A 17,370-nucleotide genomic window follows, 5' to 3' on the forward strand; every position below is an offset into this window, starting at 1 on the left:
GAACGGCTGCCCCAGCATGTGTGCGGCGCCCGCGAGGTTCAGCGCCGGTGGCGGCCGTCCGTGGCGTCGTCGGCCGCCTTGCGCCGGCGGTTGCGCAGCGCGAGCGCCCCGCCCGCGAGCAGCGCGAAGGCTCCCCCGGCCTCGCCGACCAGTCCCCACGAGGAACCGTCCCCCGACGCGTCGGCCCGAGCGCCCGCGGCCGCCTTCGCCGCCTTCCGGTCGGGCGTGGCGCTCGCACCGCCCTCGCTGAGCGGATCGACCAGCGCGCCGACCGGCTCGGCGTTCGCCGCGTTCTTGAAGCCCCAGTCGAGCAGCTGTGCCGTCTCCTCATAGACGCCGCTGCCGCCGCTCTTCGGGTGCATCACGGTGACGAGGAGAGTCCGCCCGTCGCGCGTCGCCGCTCCGGTGAAGGTGTTGCCGGCGTTGCTGGTGTAGCCGTTCTTCACACCGATCAGGCCGTCGTACGTCTCCACGCCCCACGCGCCCGTGAGCAGACGGTCGGTGTTCTGGATCTGGAAAGTCTTCTTGCCGCCGGCCGGGAAGTCAGCGGTCTTCGTCGCACAGTAGGCACGGAAGTCGGCGTCGGCGAGACCGTGCCGGGCGAAGAGCGTCAGGTCGTACGCGGACGACAGCTGCCCCTTGTGGTCGAAGCCGTCGGGGCTGACCACGTGCGTGTCAAGGGCCTGCAGGTCCGCGGCCTTGGCCTGCATCTCGGCGACGGTCGCGGCGACGCCGCCGTTCATGTGGCTGAGCACATGCACCGCGTCGTTGCCGGAGCGCAGGAAGACGCCCTGCCACAACTGCTCGACGGTGTACGTGATGCCGGGCTTGACGCCGACGAGACTGGAGCCCGCCGGTATCCCGGCGAGGTCGGCGTCGGTCACCGTGTGCTTCTCGGTCCGCTCGAACTTCTTCAGCACGGTGTCCGCGAACAGCATCTTCAGGGTGGACGCGGGCGGGAGTCGCCGGTGCGCGTTGTACGCGGCGAGCACCTTGCCGCTGTCGTGGTCCGCGACGACCCAGGCGCGGGCGGTGAGGCGCTTGGGCAGCCCCGGGACGCCCCCGACCTGAACGCCGGTGCGGCCGAGCCGTTCACCGCCGATCACGGTCGCGGCGTACGCGGGGGAAGCGACGGCCAACGGGGCGGCCGCGGCGAAGCCGAGAACGGCACGACGGGACAGCCGAGAAGAATCACGCATCCCGGGACCGTACAAAGCCTGCCGATGACGCCGCACAGCGGGGTGACAAAGGAGAGGAAAGCCGCGTCCAAAGACGCGGTAAAGCGGCGCGGGCCCGCCCCGCACGACCGTCCACCGTCCCACCGGGAGATGCGTACCGGGCGAGCCCGCTGTCTTCACCAAGGGGCCACTCAACAGGCGTTTCCTGGCAGTACGCCCTAGAGAGCCTAGGAATCGGCTGTCTTACGGAATATTGATTTCGGGCGCCACTTTCTCAGCCCTCACACATCCCTTACTCAGCCCCGCTCAAAGGTTCCTCCATAGCTTGTGGCCGCGCCCACAGCGGGCGCCAAGAACCTTTGAGGAACGGGATGTTTGGCATCTATCTCAAGCGTGAGCTGAGCCGGCGCAAGAAGGCGGCGCTGGTGATCGCCATGGGTCTGGCGCTCGGTATCGCGCTGGTCATCACCGTCAACTCGGTGTCGGCCGGCATGCAGCAGGCACAGGACAAGGTCCTGAAGTCGCTGTACGGGCTCGGCACCGACATGACGGTCACGAAGGCCCAGACGGCGCCTTCCAGCAACTCCTCCGGCAGACCGAAGTTCAACTTCGACGCCAAGTCCAACGACAGCAGTGACACGCAGAGCTCCGACCGCGTGATGACGCAGGGCGGTCAGTCCCTGAAGTCCTCACTCGTCACCGAGGTCGCCGCGCAGAAGGGCGTGGCGAGCGCCGTGGGCGCGCTGACCCTGAACGTCACCAAGGTCGACGGCTCCTTCACGCAGGGCAAGGCGAAGTCGTCCACCTCGTCCGACGCGCAGCAGGGCGGCCCCGGCGGCGGCCAGGGCGGCGGGACCAGCACGGGTGCGCCGCAGGTGCAGGGCGGTGGCGCCTCCTTCGACGTGAACTCGTACTCCGTCGCGGGCATCGACGTCACCAACCAGGACCTCGGCCCGCTGGCCACCTCGAAGATCACCTCGGGCAAGACCTTCACGGCCTCGCAGACCAACGCGAAGGTCGCGGTGCTCAGCAAGTCGTACGCCAAGGAGAACAAGTACACGGTCGGCAAGACCTTCAAGATCTCCGGCACCAAGTACACGATCATCGGTATCGCGACGCCGGACAGCAGCGAGTCGACCACCGACGTCTACCTGCCGCTGAAGCAGGCGCAGACGCTGGGCGACTCGAAGAACAAGGTCACCACGATCTACGTCAAGGCGACCGACTCCCAGCAGATCGACACCGTCAAGACGACGATCCAGAAGAACATCTCGGGTACGACGGTCACCACCTCCGCCGACCTCGCGGACACCGTCTCCGGCTCCCTGTCGACCGCCTCCAACCTGGCGACCAGCGTCGGCAAGTGGCTGTCCATCGCGGTCCTCGTCGCCGCGTTCCTGGTGGCGGCCCTCCTCACCTCGTCCGCCGTCTCCCGTCGCGTCCGTGAGTTCGGCACCCTGAAGGCGCTCGGCTGGCCGTCCCGCAAGGTCACCCGCCAGGTCGTCGGCGAGTCCATCGTGAACGGTCTGCTCGGCGGCGTGCTCGGTATCGCCCTCGGCCTCGGCGCGGCGTACACGGTCACCGCGATCAGCCCGAAGCTGACGGCGGAGCTCGGCAACACCACCGGCGGCGGTGGCGGCATGGGCGGCGGCCCCGGTGGCGGCGGCCCCGGCCAGCAGGCGGCCTCGGCGGCCAAGAACACCATCGACATCGCGCTCTCCGCGCCGGTCTCGCTGACCACCATCGCGCTCGCCGCGAGCCTGGCCATCGCGGGCGGTCTGATCGCCGGCGCGATGGGCGGCTGGCGCGCCTCCCGGATGCGCCCGGCTGACGCGCTGCGCAGCGTCTCGTAACTGCCCTCGGGCCACATCCCCCTGAGCTGGGGCGCCGCGTCCACTCCCCCCGGGCCGCGGCGCCCCACCCCCTTCATCTTCGGAGACCTTCATGTACAAACTCACCGGCGTCACCAAGCGCTACACACGGGGCAAGGAGACGGTGGACGCGCTGCGCGGCGTCGACCTCGCCATCGAGGACGGCGACCAGCTCGTCATCCAGGGCCCCACGGGCGGCGGCAAGTCGACGCTGCTGCAGATGATCGGCGGTCTCGACCGCCCGACCTCCGGCAGCGTCGAACTGGACGGCGTGGACCTCGCCTCCATCAGCGAGGCCAAGCTGACCCGGCTGCGCGCCGAGAAGATCGGCATCATCTTCCAGGCCTTCAACCTCATCCCGACACTGACCGCGCAGGAGAACGTCGAGACCGCCCTCGTACCGCTCGGTGTGAAGCCCAAGGAGCGGCGCGAGCGGGCCGCCGAGGCGCTGAGCTCGGTCGGTCTCGGCGACCGCCTGGGCCATGCGCCGAGCGAGCTGTCCGGCGGTCAGCAGCAGCGCGTCGCCATCGCCCGCGCACTGGTCAAGAAGCCGAAGGTGCTGCTCGCCGACGAGCCGACCGGCAACCTCGACGAGGGCACCCGCGACGACATCATGGGCCTGCTCGAAGGGCTGTGGCACGAGTACGGGCTGACCTTCATCATGGTCACCCACGACTCGTCCATCGCCCGCCGCGCGCCGCGCCTCGCGACCATCAAGGCGGGGCAGATCACGCTGACCGAGCAGGGCGGCGGGCGCCGCGCCGCCGCGGCCCAGCCGTTCGCCCAGCAGGCCGACGGGCAGCAGTACGCCCAGCAGACATACGCCCAGCAGCAGACGTACGGCGATCAGGGCTACTGACCCCTCGGCGGCCTTACGGCTGCCCGTGCGCGGTCCTGGGCCGCTCACCGTCCGAGTACGCGGTCGACCTCGGCCAACTGCCCGGCGGTGAGCGGCCCTTCGGCGATCGCGCCCGCGTTCTCCTCGGCCTGGGCGACCGATCGGAACCCCGGGATGGGGACGGTGCGCGGGCTGCGCGCCCACAGCCAGGCGAGGGCGCCCTGCGCGAGCGTACGGCCGCCGCTGGTGAGGATCTCCCTGAGGGCGTCGACCCTGGCGAGCCAGTCCGGGTCGGCGCCGCCCTGGCCGGTGAAGCCCGGCAGCCAGGCGGGCGGCGCGCTCCGGATGTCCCCCGCTTCGAGGGCGCGCGCCGTCGAGTGCTTACCACTCAGCAACCCCATCGCCAGCGGGCTGCGGTTGACGCTCGCGAGGTTCGACTCCTCGCAGAGGACGAGGAGTTCGGGCGCGTCCTGCAGCACATTCAGCCGATGCTGTACGGCCGCACAGTGCTCGCCCTGCGCGAAGACGGCCGCACGCTCGGGGTCGTCGGTGCTCCACGCGTACGCGCGGATCAGACCCTCTCGTACGAACTCTTCGCAGGCTTCCCGGAGTTCGGCGGCGCGCTCCGGGTCCGCGTCGGAGAGGTGCAGCTGGTAGAGGTCCACGTAGTCGGTGTCGAGGCGCCGCAGTGAGGCGGTCAGCGTGCGGCGGGCGTACGCCGGGGAGTCGTCGCTGCCGGTGAGCAGCCGACGCTCCTCGTCGATCACGTTGCCCCACTTGGTGGCCACGACCACGTCGGACCGCCGCTTGCCCAGCGCCCGTGCGAGAACGCGCTCGCTGTGCCCGGCGCCGTACGCGTCCGCCGTGTCGAAGAACGTCACGCCCAGGTCGAGGGCGCGCCGGATCGCCCGTACGGACTCCTCGTCGTCGACCTTGCCCCAGCCGAGCGGCTGCCCGTCTGGGGTCGACCACTCACCGCCGATGGCCCAGCAGCCGAAGCCGAGGGCGCTGACCTCGATACCGCTGCGTCCCAATGTCCTGCGTTCAGTGGTCTCCATACCGCTGGACGCTAGGAGTTGGAGTGCACACGAGGGCAAGCCCCTTGCGGCAGCGCGTTTTTCAGGCCTGGCCGGTCTCGAAGCGGGTGATCTTGCCGCCGTCGTCGACGGTGAAGCTCCACTTCGTCTTCATCTCGCCCCAGGTGTCGTTGCTGTAGCGGGCGATGAGGGAGCGGCCGCCGTTGGACTCGTTGTCGACGTCCATGTGGCCGTGGGAGGAGAAGATCTCGCGCTCGGTCCAGTCGGCGAGGTCGCGGTCGGAGCCGTCGTCGGACATGGTCGCGCCCGGGGCGAGGAGGGCCTGGAAGGCGTCCCGGTCGTGGGCGTTGACCGCGGTGACGAAGGCCCGGACGGCCGGATCGCTGAGTTTCGCTACCTGAATCGTCATGTCAGCCAGACTCACACCGGTCCCCGGCGCCCGCCACCCGAACGGCTGCCCGGGAGCGTCGGGCCCGTCCGATCGGTGCGACGGTGGAGACCCGGGAGGGAACCGTTGCCGTTGTCTGCTCTGGGAGTCACCGTGACCTGTTTCGACCGAACCGATCTGGGACTGCTGCTGCTCCGTCTGGGCACGGGAGGGGTGCTGGCCGCGCACGGGTCGCAGAAGCTGCTCGGCTGGTTCGGCGGGGGCGGCCTCGAAGGGACCGGGGCGGCGATGGAGGCCATGGGCTACCTGCCCGGGAAGGCGAGCGCGACCGCGGCGGGGCTCGCGGAGGCGGGCGGCGGCACGCTGCTGGCGCTGGGCCTCGCGACACCCGCGGCCGGTGCGGCGGCGGCCGGCGCGATGGCGGGCGCGGCGGCGGTGCACGCACCGAGCGGGTTCTTCGCGCAGGAGGGCGGCTACGAGTACGCGGCGTCGCTCGGTCTGACGGCGGCGGGCCTCGCGGTGGCGGGACCCGGCCGGCTGTCCCTCGACCATCTGCTGGGCCACACGGTGAACCGCGGCTGGATGGTGCCGATGGCGCTGGGCGTGACGGCGGCGGTCACGGCGGTGGTCGTGGGAGCGCGGAACAAGAGGGTGCGGAAGGCGGCAGAGGGGGAACAGGAGGCGCTGTTCGACGAGCAGGCGTTCGTCGACGAGTAGACATCGGGTTCACGGGGAGGCCTCGGTTCTACGAGGAGGCGTCGGGCAAGCCGCCTCTGGGGAGGCTGGCCCCATGGCTGACTCCGGGGACGCGCACCCCATGGCTGACTCCGAGCACGCAGGTCCCACTGTCGGCTCCGGGGACGCTCGCCCCATGGCCGACACTGGCCCCATGGCTGATGAAGACGTCTGGGACTCGATCGACCGCCTGCACGCCTGGCTGGATGCCAACCGGGCGCACGGCGGCCGGGAGGGCCTGCTGCTGCGCATGCTGAAGCTGTCGGAGGAGGTCGGCGAGGTCGCCCAGGCTGTGATTGGCGCGACGGGCCAGAACCCGCGCAAGGGCACGAGTCACAGGTGTTATCTGGGGTCGTCTGCATATACGTGCAGGTCAGAGCTCGTTATGGCTGTCAGTCACGTACGGCACGTCTGCTCCTGGCGGCCGGAGGCCATCACTGCGCGCTCCTGTCTAGGGCCAGCAGGCTCATCAACTTGCGAGTGAATCGGTGCATGTGGGGGGGTCCAGGGTGTCCTCTGGCGTGGCGAGGACCTGGTCCAAGGAGAGCCACTTGATCGCGTCGAACTCGGCTTCGTCGAAGGAAGTGACCTGGCCTGCCTCTGCCCGCAGGACGTACCACAAGGAAACGTCAGTGTGCTGCCCCTGGCCGCGAGTCCGTGTGACGGTGAGGAAGATCGGGCGGTCCCCGGTGATCGTGGCGGGTACGGCTTCGATGCGCAGCTCTTCGCGGCATTCACGCCGGACCGTGTCCCACGGATCCTCCGTCGGCTCGACGTGGCCGCCGCTGGGAAGCCACAAGCCAGCCTTGCGGTGGGCAACGAGTAGGAGCTCCTCGCGGGTCTCATCGAGCACGACGAAGTAGCTGACCAGGTGCTTCGCTGGGGTGGCGGGCTTCAGCGTCCTGTGGAGCGGTGATCCGCTGGTGATCCATTCTGCAGTTGCGGCGAGGTGTGTCTGCTCCTGATCGTCCCAGGGCTCGATGCCGCTGAGCACCTGCATCAGCTGGGCGCGGAGTAGTTGGTCGGGGGCGTTTGAGGAATCCATGGTGACCACGGGCACATGATGGCAGGGGAGCCACAACCTCTCGCGTCAAGTCAGCCAGCGCTAGCGGACGGGGCCCTGCTCGTCGATGAAGAAGTCAGGCGTTCCACAGAACAGGTCAGTGGTCACCGGTCCGTAGGCGATATTGAAGGTGTCCAGCCAGTAGGACCAGTCCCGGATCCCCAGTGCGCTGCTGAAGCGGTAGTTCAGCTGCCAACGGACCCACTGCCCGGGAACAAGTCGCACCGCCGGCCGGCGTCGTCGCCGCGGCGGCAGGGCAAACAAAGGCTGCACTCGCGGGAAGACCCGCAGGCGTCCTTCGGCTTCACGGAGTTGGACGTCGACCTTGCCCAGGTCCTCAAGAGTGTCATGAGGCTGAAAGCCGTCCTCCTCACGCATGCGCACCACGTGCGCCAGCGACCTCGATGCATGTGTAAGAGGGAACCCGATCGGGGCGGCATTCCTGCGCGCGGCACTCTCACCTCCCCGAGACTCCTTGGTCCACGATGTCCGTACCCACTGCACGGTGATCTCCACGCCGTCTCACTCCCCGCTCAGCTCGTCGAGGATCTCGCCGTAGTAGCGGCGCCGCTGGCTCAGTGTCTGGGCGACCTCCTCGTCTGTGACTTGTGAGATCTTCCCGAGGTGCTCCAAGAGGTTGTCCCGCTGGGGATGGTCAGAGCCTTTGACGTACTCCGTGGTGATGGACACTCCGGCGGCGAGCAGCAGGTGGTGAGGAAGGCCGCACCAGGTGTCGAAGCTCCGGCAGACGGCTTCCCACAGGAGCCAGACGTCCTCGACGTGGCGTTCTTCGGCGACCCGCAGGGCGGCGAGTTCGATGCTGTGGCTGAATCCCCAGGAGTGCCCATGCCACCGTGTCTCCTGAAGCAACAGGAACCGGGCGAAGTTCCCGTCGTCCTGACAAGGATCCCGGACCAGGGCTTCGAGGGCCTGCTGCCTGTCCTCCCAGCGGGCGTCCATGGGCAGCCCATCCTCAGTGTGCTGCCCGTCGAACTCCAGAAGTTCCCATCGCTCGGGGTCCCCGCGCCACCAGGCCAGGTCGGGTATCGCGGGACGGCTCATTGGCGTGTCTTCCGTGCGGGGGGAGCGGGGCGTCGTTGCATGTGCGCGATCAGCGTCGGCAGGGGCGACCCCAGCTTCGCACGTCTGCTGCTGGTCTTGGGCCGCCTGCGAGCCACCTGAGGGGCGATCACGTTGAGTCGCGGTTCTGGTCGCGCATCATGTTCCGCAGGGCCGTCCGGGCGGCAGCCAGGTCGTCCTGTGCCTCGGCCACATCATCCTGCAGGCTGTCGCGGTCTGCTTCGGCTCGGGCCAACTCCGCGGCGAGCCGTTGGTTGGCGATGGTCAGCTCCTGAATACGGGCGAGCAAGTCCTTGGCCGGGACGGCGTCGACCCGCTCGCCGAGGCTGCGCTGCACCGCGGCCCTGAGCCGGTCACGTTCCTCGGTGAGCGCCCGGACCTGGGCACGCGCAAACTCAAGGTCGGTTGCCAGGCTCGCGGCGCTGGCCGCCGCCCCTTCCTTGCGCTGTCGAGTTACGCCGACCGCCTGGCCAGCGCGAGCGGCTTCGATTTGCTCGCGAACCCCTTCGGCGTAGACAAGCCAGTTTGAGACGCCAGCCCGCTTGGCGACTGCGAGGAACGTGATCGGGTCGCCGTCGGCCTTCATCTCGTCCACTACAGCGAGCACCCTTGCGCGCTTCTCCCGGCTGGCCTTCTGCCGGGACTCAAGCAGCACCTGAGCTGGCGTACGCGGCTCCGTCGTCATACGACTACCTCCGGAGGACCGAATGCGGGCATGCCCAGGCTCACAGCCCGCGTCGAGGCCCCAGCACGGAGCTTTCGCAGAACCTTGCTGGCCTCCTCGACCTCGTGTCGCATCTCATCGGGCATCGAAGCCAGTTTCTCCTTCTGGTTTTCACGGACGGCCTGGAACGCGGCGATCTGGTCGTCCAGGTTCCGGATGACGAACTCGGCTGTGCCTGCTGCGGCAGCGACCTCACGGTCCGCCTTCAATGCACGGATGTGCTCCTCAACAGCGGGCAGGTAGGAGGGATCGGGTCGATACGAGCCGCAACCAGCGCATTGGAAACGGATGGGGCACGCTTTCCCGCCAGCCTTCACGTTGGTGGGTTCGATGCAGTTTCCGAACGCCACCGCTACCGACCGCATCTCGTACGCCGTGCTCGATCTCATCGGGGCAGGATTGCCGAAGCGGTCGGTGGTCAGGCCCTTGATGGTGTTGATGGCCTCCCGCTTCATCTTGATGCTCACCTTGTAATAAGCCGCGGTGGTGTCGGCCGACTTGTGATCCATCAGATCCTGGAGTACGTGCTGCGGCATACCGGCGTCGGCGTACCGCTGGCAGAAGGTGTGGCGGAAGGCGTAGGGGTAGATCAGCGACCGTTCGAAAGGCAATGGTGTGCCGTCCGGGCCGAGTTCTTCGGAGTAGATCTCCGGAATTGAATCGGTCCACGATCGGATGGCAGCGCCAATGTTCCCGGTGGTCAGGTGGCCAGTGGCGGCGTTATCGGTGATCGCCGGGAAGAGGAAGGGGAGGGCCCGAGAAGGCAGGTTGACTCGCTCTCGGACCGATGTCCACTCTTTGACCGCCCTGACCGTGTCGCTGTCCAAGGGAAGGCGTCGCCGGAGCCGACCTGCCTTGGTGTTGTCCCAGATCAGCTGGTATTCGCCGCCGTCGTACTCCAGGCAGCTCAGGCCGAGAGCTCCGATTTCGTTGGGGCGGCGTCCGGTGTCTCTCAGCAGTACATAGACCGTGCGGAACATGGCCCGGATGCAGTCGGTCGGCATGCTGCCATAGGTCACCCCTACGCCGATGAAGTCGAGGTGCTTGTCGAGCTGGGCGACCACCGACTCCGGGAGGGCCTTGCCGATGTTGTCCTCATCGACTTTGTCCCGCTTGATGCGGTGCTCGTTCGTATGGAGGACGAACCGAGGAGAGAGGGCATCAAGGACTCCTTCGGTGCGGCCGAATTCCAAGAGCTCCGTGAAGAGCTTCAGCAGCCGGGCCCGTGAGTCGTTGCTGCGGGGCTTCCCGTCTCTGCGAACGGCCGCCCTGAACTCGTTGACGACCGCCGTCATGTCCGCGAAGCCCAGTGCGGCCGGGGCATCGCCTGCGCTTCGCGTAGCGAGGGCCTGAGAGGCGATCGTGCAGGCCAGGAGCCGGTCGCGAAGAGCCGAGGAACCTGGACTCGTCGTGCGAGCCCAGTGCATGGCTACTTCACGAAGCCATGGCTGGAGGATGGGAGTGAAGTCGATCTCGCCCTCACGCACGCGATACCCGGTCCGCGTGCGTGCCGGTAGGGGAGTATCGAGCGCTCGCAGGTCCCATACAGGTTTGGCGGTCTCGTCGATGCCGCGGTACGCGTCGAGTGCCCTGCTGATGTCCCGCTTGACCTCCTTGATCAGGGACCGAGTTCCGGTGCATGTGATGTCGGAGGGGCCCGGTGTGGTGCCTACCGCGAGAGCCACAGAGGGGATCCCGGCGAACAGCCTGACGATCTTTCTGACCAGAGTCGGGCGGAGAACCTGGCCACGCGCGTCTCTGCGCTGAAGGGCGTAAAGCAGCTCAAGACACGTCGTCTTTTCAAGGGGAACGAGGCTGAACTCGTTCTGGAGGAGGAACGGCACCCGCGCTTTGGTCCACTCGGCCAGGTCCCTGTCACTGTCTCGCCCGCTCTCGCGGGCGTAAGCCGCCCACAAGTTACGGTGCGGGTAGCACAGGTGGGTCGGCAGGCTCTCCTCGCTTCGGCATCCGCGAACCGCGCACATCGGAAGCCCCGGGAATGGTTCTTGGGCGGCTGCCCATGCTTCGCGCTCGCTTGCGTAGCGGCCGATCCGGGCATGGTGGCCGTACGTCCTGCGCACGTGATCGCGCCAGAGCGAGTAGTGGCTGTGGCAAAGTCGCCCTTTGATGCCGTCGCGTCCGCAAGCTGGTACAACGCATCGCTCAGGCGTGGCGTGGAACCTGCGGTTGCGTCGTGGGACGAAGGTCTGCTCGAACTCGGATTCCGTTAGCTTCGACTTGCGGTGATCGATGCCGCAGCTTCCGCAGTACATCGGACCCTCGGTCGGGGAGTCACAGAGAGGATGACGACAGCGTCGAGATCCAGTGAGCGGGTGGTCCGGGTCGCCGACGAACAGCAGATCATGAGGACGCCATTCACCGGGCCTCCAGCTCATGTCGACGGTGTCCTGAAGCCAGGTGTTCCAGGACCGGAGCAGGCGATCATCAGTCGGCAGAGTCGTGACGCCCGCGTACTCCGCCAGGTCGGCCCTGACGTTCACCGCTGCGCGGCCCTTCGCATCTCCGAGACCGCCGTCACAGCGTCACGCTTTTCCTGGTCACTGGCGTGCAGGTAGATCGCCATCGACTGCTCGCTGACATGACCGAGCAAGTTCTGCACCACGTGGCGCTGCTTGCCCTGGCGAATCCACCGGGTCGCAGCCGAGTGCCGGAACATGTGCGGCCGGGTGACGAAGCCCGCCCGTTTGGCAAGGCGCGCGAACAGGTCGTACGTGGCTTGGTACTTCATCGGCGAGCCCAGAGGCGCGCGGAACAAGTTGACGAACGTCATGTCGCAGGACGCGGCCTCGGGTACGGCTTCCCGTTCCCACTGGTAGTCGGCGTAGAGACCGACGAGGTCGTCGCTGACGGGGATCGATCGAGGCTGCCGTGACTTGGCCAGGGCTCCGTTGGAGTTCTGGCGACGGCGCACATGGATGTGGGGACCGACCGTGGGGCACCCAAGCGTCATCGAGTTCGACAGCAGATGCATGTCCTCCCGCCGCAGGCCCAGGGCTTCCCCGATGCGCACACCCGTTTCGGCCAGGAGCGTCACCAGGAAACGGTCGCGAGCATGGGCCGTGAGGTCGATGATGCGGAGGATCTGCTCGTCGGCCAGGTGCTCGTATCCCGAGACCGCGACTTTGAACTTCAGCTTTCGTGCGTTGACAGTGCGGTACTGATCGTCCTCACCGGTGTTGTAACCGGCCGGCATGTGGTGGAGAAGCCTCGGCTCGGTCAGCAGGGCGATCAGGTCTGCGGCGACCCACCCGTGAAGAGAGCAGTGCCTCAGGAACTGGCAAGAGGTGGTCATGATCGCGTTCGCGGTCTTCTTGCTGCGATGCCGGGGCTCGGCGAGCATCCTCTGACTCCTGGCCGGCAGGGGTTCGTCAACCAGCCAGTGCAGGAACTGAGCAAGCTGCACGACGGTGGGTGCCGACCAACAGATGCCGAACTCCGCACAGTAGGACAGGTACAGCGCCACCCGGCCCGCGTAGCTGCGCAAGGTGTTGACGGATGCGTCCTCCTGGGAGGCCAGCGCGGTCAGGTACGAAGTCGCCTCAGGGTGGATCTCGTAGTCCCTGCTGATGACGATCCACATCGTTGCCCCGTCGGCGGGCCTGATGGCCTTCTCGGCTCGGTAGGCGCGGAGCTCGGAAGAGAGTCCGGCTAACGTCACTGAAGTCCCCCAAGATAGTTGTCTGTCACGTAGAGAACGCGCAAACGTCACTTAGGTAACTGAACTTCAGGACTCACTAGAGATAACACCTGGGACGACGTCCAGTCGGAGCTCTGCGACGTCGTCATCACGGCTCTGGTGGCCCTGCGCACCCTGGCGCCGGATGCCCGCGAGGTGTTCACGGCCCACTTGGCGGGCGTCACGGAGCGGTCGCTCGGGCCACTCGAGGAGGGCCCAACTCCCTGAACGCAGGAAGCACTTGCGACCTGGCGGTGACCGAAGGTATTCACCCCGCGGACGTACGCGCGCCGCATGGAGTTACCGGGCGCGGCTGAACCTTCTCGTCGGCATCACGTCGACGAAAGGGTCCCAGTGCAGGACTACGTTTTTCCCTCAGGCCGCAGGGCGGTTGCCGTGGTGAGCGGGGTGCTTACGCTCGCCGTCATGGGGATGGGAAGCCAGGCGCAGGCGGCGAGTTACGGCACGCCGAGCCTTTCGTTGTCGGCGGCGTACCTGTCCGGCGCGGTGGGTGCGACCGGTGATCCGGTCGTACGGGTGACGGTCGCCCAGAGCGGTGCCGACGCCGGTGCGCTCGCCGTGTCGGTGACCCAGAGCAGCAAGACCTCGGTGGCGACCACGGGAGACGTCACCGTCACGGGAACCGGCGCCACGCGTCAGGTCGCCGTCGCCGCGCGCGGCCGGGGCTACACCGACCTCACCGTGAAGGTGACGGGGGTCGACGGCCAGACGGCCACGAAGACGCTGCACTACGCCGCGTCGGCCGCCGTCCAACAGAGCGCGGACAGCAGGTACTTCACCGGTTCCAGCGACGCCTCCGCCGCCGTCGACGTGGGCGGCGGGTACGCGGTCGTCGCGGACGACGAGTCCAACACGCTGCGCCTGTACGACCGTTCGACGTCGGGCGCGCCCGTCAGGACCTGGGACTTCAGCTCCAGGATCGGGGTCTCGAAGGAGATCGACATCGAGGGCGCCGCCCGCGTCGGCGACACCATCTACTGGACGGGCTCGCTGGGCAACAACAAGGACGGCGAGTACAAGTCGGCCCGCAACACGGTCTTCACGACCAAGGTCACCGGCTCGGGCGCGGCCACGACCCTCTCGTACGGCGGCTCGTACGCGAAGCTCCGCGACGACCTCGTCGCCTGGGACGAGGCGAACGGCGACCGCTACGGCTTCGCGGCGGGCACCGCCGGCGGCCAGGTCCCCAAGCAGATCGACGGCTTCAACGTGGAGGGCCTGGAGTTCGCCCCGGGCTCCACGACCACGGCGTACATCGGCTTCCGCGCGCCCCTCGCCCCGGCGGTGGCGGGCGGCAAGGCGCTCCTCGTCCCCGTCACGAACATCGACAAGATGGTCGGCAGCGGCGCGTCGGCCACCTTCGGCGCCCCGATCGAGCTCGACCTCGGGGGCCTGTCGATCCGCGACATCCGCAAGAACGTCTCGAACCAGTACCTGATCGTCGCCGGGTCCTGGGCCGCCGACGACAACACCGACCCGTACGCCCTCTATTCCTGGGACGGCAACCCGGCCCACGCCCCGGTCAAGCGCCTCGACCTGCCCACCTCGGACCCCGGCGGCTGGGAGTCCGTCGTCGACGTCCCCGACCTGACGGTCTCGGGCGCCCGCGCCCAGCTGATCACCGACGACGGCTCCGCCGACCTGTACGGCGACGGCACGGAGGCCAAGGACCTCACCCACCCGGAGTGGAAGAAGTCCCGGGCCACGTGGTTCACGGTCACCGGCTGAGGCAGCGGTAGCGGTAGCGGCGGTGCTACTCGACGCCCGCGGCGTCCAGCAGCACCGTCGCGGTCGTCATGGTCAGCCCGTCGAGCGTCTCGACCCGGGCGCCCGCGCGGGCGCTCGCACCGTCGAAGACCAGCATCAGCTGCCGGGCGAGGAGATCGGGGTCGCGCGCGCCACCGCGCTCGGCCTCGACCCGGAACACCTCTTTGAGGCGCTGCTTGGCGCCGCCTGCGACCGCACTCGCCGGGTGCTCGGGGTCCTTCAGTTCGACCAGCACGGCGAGGAAGGGGCAGCCGCGGTACTCGGGCAGCGCCGATGCCTTCTCCAGCTGCTCGAAGACGCCCAAGATCCGCTCGCGCGGCGTGAGGGCCTCCGTCGAATCGGGCGCGAGCTGCTCCTCGACCTGCGGAATCCGCCGCTCCAGGCTCGCCGCGAGGAGGTCGTCCTTGCCGGCGAAGAGCTGGTACATCGACCTCTTCGAGACTCCGGCCGAGCGGCACAGCGCCTCGATGCCGATGGAGACGCCGTCGCGGTAGGACAACTCGGCCGCGGCGTCCAGCAGCCGGTCCCTCGGGGACGCCTTGTCTGTAGTGGCCATACGGCGAGGTTACCTCGCAAGAGGCCGCGAGGAAACCGATCGGTATACCGAGGTGTGCGAGCCCCCTCACACAGGACGCCGTGCGACCACCCTCACACGTGACAGGGGGGTGAACAAGCGCTTAGATAGTGAGCCGAACTCGCCCGTGCCGAGCTGGAGGCCCCGTTGCTCTTCACATCCGTCGACGATGTCTCCGCGCGCCTCGCCGAGACCGGCTATCTGGCGTCGCCCGCGGTCGCCACCACGGTCTTCCTGGCCGACCGCCTCGGCAAGCCGCTCCTGGTGGAGGGCCCCGCCGGGGTCGGCAAGACGGAGCTCGCCAAGGCCGTCGCGCAGGTCGCCGGAGCCCGGCTGGTCCGGCTGCAGTGCTACGAAGGCGTCGACGAGTCCCGGGCGCTGTACGAGTGGAACCACGCCAAGCAGCTGCTGCGCATCAGCGCGGGCCGCGACGAGACGTGGGACGAGGCGCGCACCGACATCTTCAGCGAGGAATTCCTGCTGGCGCGGCCGCTGTTGACCGCGATCCGCGGCGACGACCCGAAGGTGCTGCTGATCGACGAGACCGACAAGGCCGACGTCGAGGTGGAGGGCCTGCTGCTCGAAGTGCTCAGCGACTTCCAGGTCACCGTCCCCGAGCTGGGCACGATCAGCGCAACCAGCCGCCCCTTCGTGGTGCTCACCTCGAACGCGAGCCGCGAGCTGTCCGAGGCTCTGCGCCGCCGCTGTCTCTTCCTCCACATCGACTTCCCGGACGAGGAGTTGGAGCGTCGCATCGTACGGCTGAAGGTGCCGGGCCTCGACGAGGCGTTGGCGGAGTCCGTGGTGCGGGTGGTGGGCGCGCTGCGCGAGATGGACCTGCGGAAGGTCCCGTCGGTCGCCGAGACCATCGACTGGGCGCGCACGCTGCTCGCGCTCGGAGCGGACACCCTCGACGAGACCGTCGTGCACGACAGCCTCGGCGTGCTCCTCAAGCACCAGGACGACGTCCTCAAGGCGACCGCCAAGCTCGACCTGGACGCCGTGTGACCGCGCCGTCGGCCGGTGCGGCGGAGCGGTTGACGGGTCTGGTCGGAGCGCTGCGCTCGCACGGGGTGCGGATCGGCACCGGGGAGACCCTGGACGCCGCACAGGCGTTGGAGGCGCTCGGCCTCGCCGACCGGGAACGGCTGCGCGAAGGGCTCGCCGCCACGCTGCTCCACAGCACGGGGCAGCGGCGGGTGTTCGATCCGGTCTTCGACGTGTACTTTCCGCGTCGCGTCGGGGCGTCGCCGGACAGCGAAGCGCCCGCCGACCGGGAGGACCTGCGCAGCCGGCTCGCGGCGGCGCTCGCGGCCGACGACCAGGCGGCGATCGCCCGGCTGGCGGTCGAGGCGGTGGACGGCTTCGGCGGCTACGGTTCCTCGCCGGGGTCGGACGGCTGGTCGTCGTACCAGACGCTCGACCGGCTGCGGCCGCAGACGCTGATGGCGCGGGTTCGCGACAGCGTCCGGTCGCGGCGCGGCGGGACGGGGTTCACCGACCGGCTGCTGGAGGACGAGATCCGGCGGCGCATCGAGGCCTTCCGCGCGCAGGTCGCCACGGAGGCGCGGCGCCGGGTCGCCGAGCGGCGCGGCCGGGACGAGATCGCGCGGCGGGCGGTGGCCCCGACCGCCGACCGGGTCGACTTCCTGTTCGCGGGGCGGACCCAGCTCGCCGAGCTGCGCAGGGTGGTGCAGCCGCTCGCGCGCAAGCTGGCCACCCGGCTCGCCGCACGCCGCCGCCGGGCCGCCCGCGGCACCATCGACCTGCGGCGGACCCTGCGCGGGTCGCTGTCGACGGGCGGGGTACCGATGCGCCCGGTGCTGCGCAGGCGCCGCCCCGTCCGGCCCGAACTCGTGCTGCTGTGCGACGTGTCGGGCTCGGTGTCGGGATTCTCCGACTTCACGATGCTGCTGGTGCAGGCCCTGCACGACCAGTTCAGCAAGGTGCGGGTGTTCGCCTTCGTCAACCGGATCGACGAGGTGACCGGGCTGCTGGTGCACGGCACGGCCGACCCGGAGGGGCTGGGCGCCCGTATCCGGGCGGAGGCCACGCTGACGGGCTGGCACGGCAGCAGCGACTACGGCGTCGCGTTCGGCGAGTTCGACGAGCGGTACGCCGACGCGGTCGGGCCGCGCACGACCGCGTTCGTCCTCGGCGACGCCCGTACGAACATGAGCGACCCGAATCTCCCGGCCGTGCGGCACCTCTCCCAGCGGGCCCGCCGCGTCTACTGGCTGAACCCCGAGCAGCGGTCCCAGTGGGGCACGGGCGACTCCGCCGCGCCCGCCTACGCCGAACTCGTCGAGATGCACGAGTGCCGCAACGCCCGGCAGCTCAGCGAGCTGATCGCCCGCTTGCTGCCGGTCTGAGATCATCCGCCCACTGCCGGTCCGA

17 protein-coding genes are annotated in these 17,370 nt (G+C 68.8%); 7 read left to right on the top strand and 10 right to left on the bottom strand.

Annotated elements, in window-relative coordinates; all coding sequences use genetic code 11:
- Window positions 1-38: 38 nt before the first annotated feature.
- Window positions 39-1,199: a D-alanyl-D-alanine carboxypeptidase family protein gene (locus AB5J53_RS15170; protein ID WP_369246175.1), complete on the bottom strand. Its 1,161-nt coding sequence runs from the start codon at window positions 1,197-1,199 to the stop codon at window positions 39-41.
- 350 nt (window positions 1,200-1,549) lie between these two features.
- Here AB5J53_RS15170 and AB5J53_RS15175 point away from each other — a divergent pair, with 350 nt between their 5' ends.
- Together AB5J53_RS15175 and AB5J53_RS15180 are read left to right on the top strand one after the other, a co-directional pair.
- On the top strand, window positions 1,550-3,031 hold the full coding sequence (locus AB5J53_RS15175; RefSeq protein WP_369246176.1) for an ABC transporter permease: 1,482 nt from the start codon (window positions 1,550-1,552) through the stop codon (window positions 3,029-3,031).
- Window positions 3,032-3,122: 91 nt separating this feature from the next.
- On the top strand, window positions 3,123-3,908 hold the full coding sequence (locus tag AB5J53_RS15180) for an ABC transporter ATP-binding protein (protein WP_369246177.1): 786 nt from the start codon (window positions 3,123-3,125) through the stop codon (window positions 3,906-3,908).
- 44 nt (window positions 3,909-3,952) lie between these two features.
- On the opposite strand, the gene AB5J53_RS15185 is transcribed toward AB5J53_RS15180, so the two are convergent.
- On the bottom strand, window positions 3,953-4,945 hold the full coding sequence (locus AB5J53_RS15185; RefSeq protein WP_369246178.1) for an aldo/keto reductase: 993 nt from the start codon (window positions 4,943-4,945) through the stop codon (window positions 3,953-3,955).
- A 61-nt stretch (window positions 4,946-5,006) separates the two neighbouring features.
- A complete protein-coding gene (locus AB5J53_RS15190) occupies window positions 5,007-5,333 on the bottom strand; it encodes a nuclear transport factor 2 family protein (RefSeq protein ID WP_369246179.1) in 327 nt (108 codons plus the stop codon).
- A gap of 132 nt (window positions 5,334-5,465) precedes the next feature.
- Here AB5J53_RS15190 and AB5J53_RS15195 point away from each other — a divergent pair, with 132 nt between their 5' ends.
- Window positions 5,466-6,029, top strand: coding sequence for a DoxX family protein (locus AB5J53_RS15195; protein WP_369246180.1), 564 nt, complete (start codon window positions 5,466-5,468; stop codon window positions 6,027-6,029).
- Window positions 6,030-6,183: 154 nt separating this feature from the next.
- Window positions 6,184-6,531, top strand: a complete 348-nt coding sequence (locus AB5J53_RS15200; RefSeq protein ID WP_369246181.1) for a MazG-like family protein — start codon at window positions 6,184-6,186, stop codon at window positions 6,529-6,531.
- Here AB5J53_RS15200 and AB5J53_RS15205 read toward each other — a convergent pair.
- The 6 genes from AB5J53_RS15205 to AB5J53_RS15230 form a co-directional block, all read right to left on the bottom strand.
- Entirely contained in the window at window positions 6,517-7,107 is a 591-nt protein-coding gene (locus tag AB5J53_RS15205; protein WP_369246182.1) for an NUDIX hydrolase, read from the bottom strand. The genes AB5J53_RS15200 and AB5J53_RS15205 overlap by 15 nt on opposite strands.
- A gap of 45 nt (window positions 7,108-7,152) precedes the next feature.
- Window positions 7,153-7,626 (bottom strand): hypothetical protein, encoded by a 474-nt coding sequence (locus tag AB5J53_RS15210; RefSeq protein WP_369246183.1) that lies wholly within the window; start codon window positions 7,624-7,626, stop codon window positions 7,153-7,155.
- A 6-nt stretch (window positions 7,627-7,632) separates the two neighbouring features.
- On the bottom strand, window positions 7,633-8,172 hold the full coding sequence (locus tag AB5J53_RS15215) for a hypothetical protein (protein WP_369246184.1): 540 nt from the start codon (window positions 8,170-8,172) through the stop codon (window positions 7,633-7,635).
- Between the two features lie 127 nt (window positions 8,173-8,299).
- Window positions 8,300-8,875, bottom strand: a complete 576-nt coding sequence (locus AB5J53_RS15220) for a DUF6262 family protein (RefSeq protein ID WP_369246185.1) — start codon at window positions 8,873-8,875, stop codon at window positions 8,300-8,302.
- On the bottom strand, window positions 8,872-10,758 hold the full coding sequence (locus AB5J53_RS15225; protein WP_369246186.1) for a tyrosine-type recombinase/integrase: 1,887 nt from the start codon (window positions 10,756-10,758) through the stop codon (window positions 8,872-8,874). Before AB5J53_RS15225 ends, AB5J53_RS15220 begins: the two co-directional genes overlap by 4 nt.
- A gap of 653 nt (window positions 10,759-11,411) precedes the next feature.
- Window positions 11,412-12,644, bottom strand: a complete 1,233-nt coding sequence (locus AB5J53_RS15230) for a tyrosine-type recombinase/integrase (protein WP_369246187.1) — start codon at window positions 12,642-12,644, stop codon at window positions 11,412-11,414.
- A 393-nt stretch (window positions 12,645-13,037) separates the two neighbouring features.
- On the opposite strand from AB5J53_RS15230, the gene AB5J53_RS15235 reads away from it, so the two are divergent.
- Window positions 13,038-14,360 carry a hypothetical protein gene (locus tag AB5J53_RS15235; protein WP_369246188.1) on the top strand — a complete coding sequence of 441 codons (1,323 nt, stop codon included), beginning with the start codon at window positions 13,038-13,040 and terminating at the stop codon, window positions 14,358-14,360.
- 25 nt (window positions 14,361-14,385) lie between these two features.
- On the opposite strand, the gene AB5J53_RS15240 is transcribed toward AB5J53_RS15235, so the two are convergent.
- Complete coding sequence (locus AB5J53_RS15240; protein ID WP_369246189.1) at window positions 14,386-14,955, bottom strand: TetR/AcrR family transcriptional regulator; 570 nt, start codon at window positions 14,953-14,955, stop codon at window positions 14,386-14,388.
- Between the two features lie 165 nt (window positions 14,956-15,120).
- Between AB5J53_RS15240 and AB5J53_RS15245 the strand changes: the two genes are divergently transcribed.
- Entirely contained in the window at window positions 15,121-15,981 is an 861-nt protein-coding gene (locus tag AB5J53_RS15245) for an AAA family ATPase (protein WP_369246190.1), read from the top strand.
- Window positions 15,978-17,345 (top strand): VWA domain-containing protein, encoded by a 1,368-nt coding sequence (locus tag AB5J53_RS15250; protein WP_369246191.1) that lies wholly within the window; start codon window positions 15,978-15,980, stop codon window positions 17,343-17,345. Before AB5J53_RS15245 ends, AB5J53_RS15250 begins: the two co-directional genes overlap by 4 nt.
- The last annotated feature ends 25 nt before the right edge of the window (window positions 17,346-17,370 follow it).

Origin of the sequence: Streptomyces sp. R41, assembly GCF_041053055.1 — a bacterium.
In the GTDB taxonomy this organism is placed as follows: domain Bacteria; phylum Actinomycetota; class Actinomycetes; order Streptomycetales; family Streptomycetaceae; genus Streptomyces.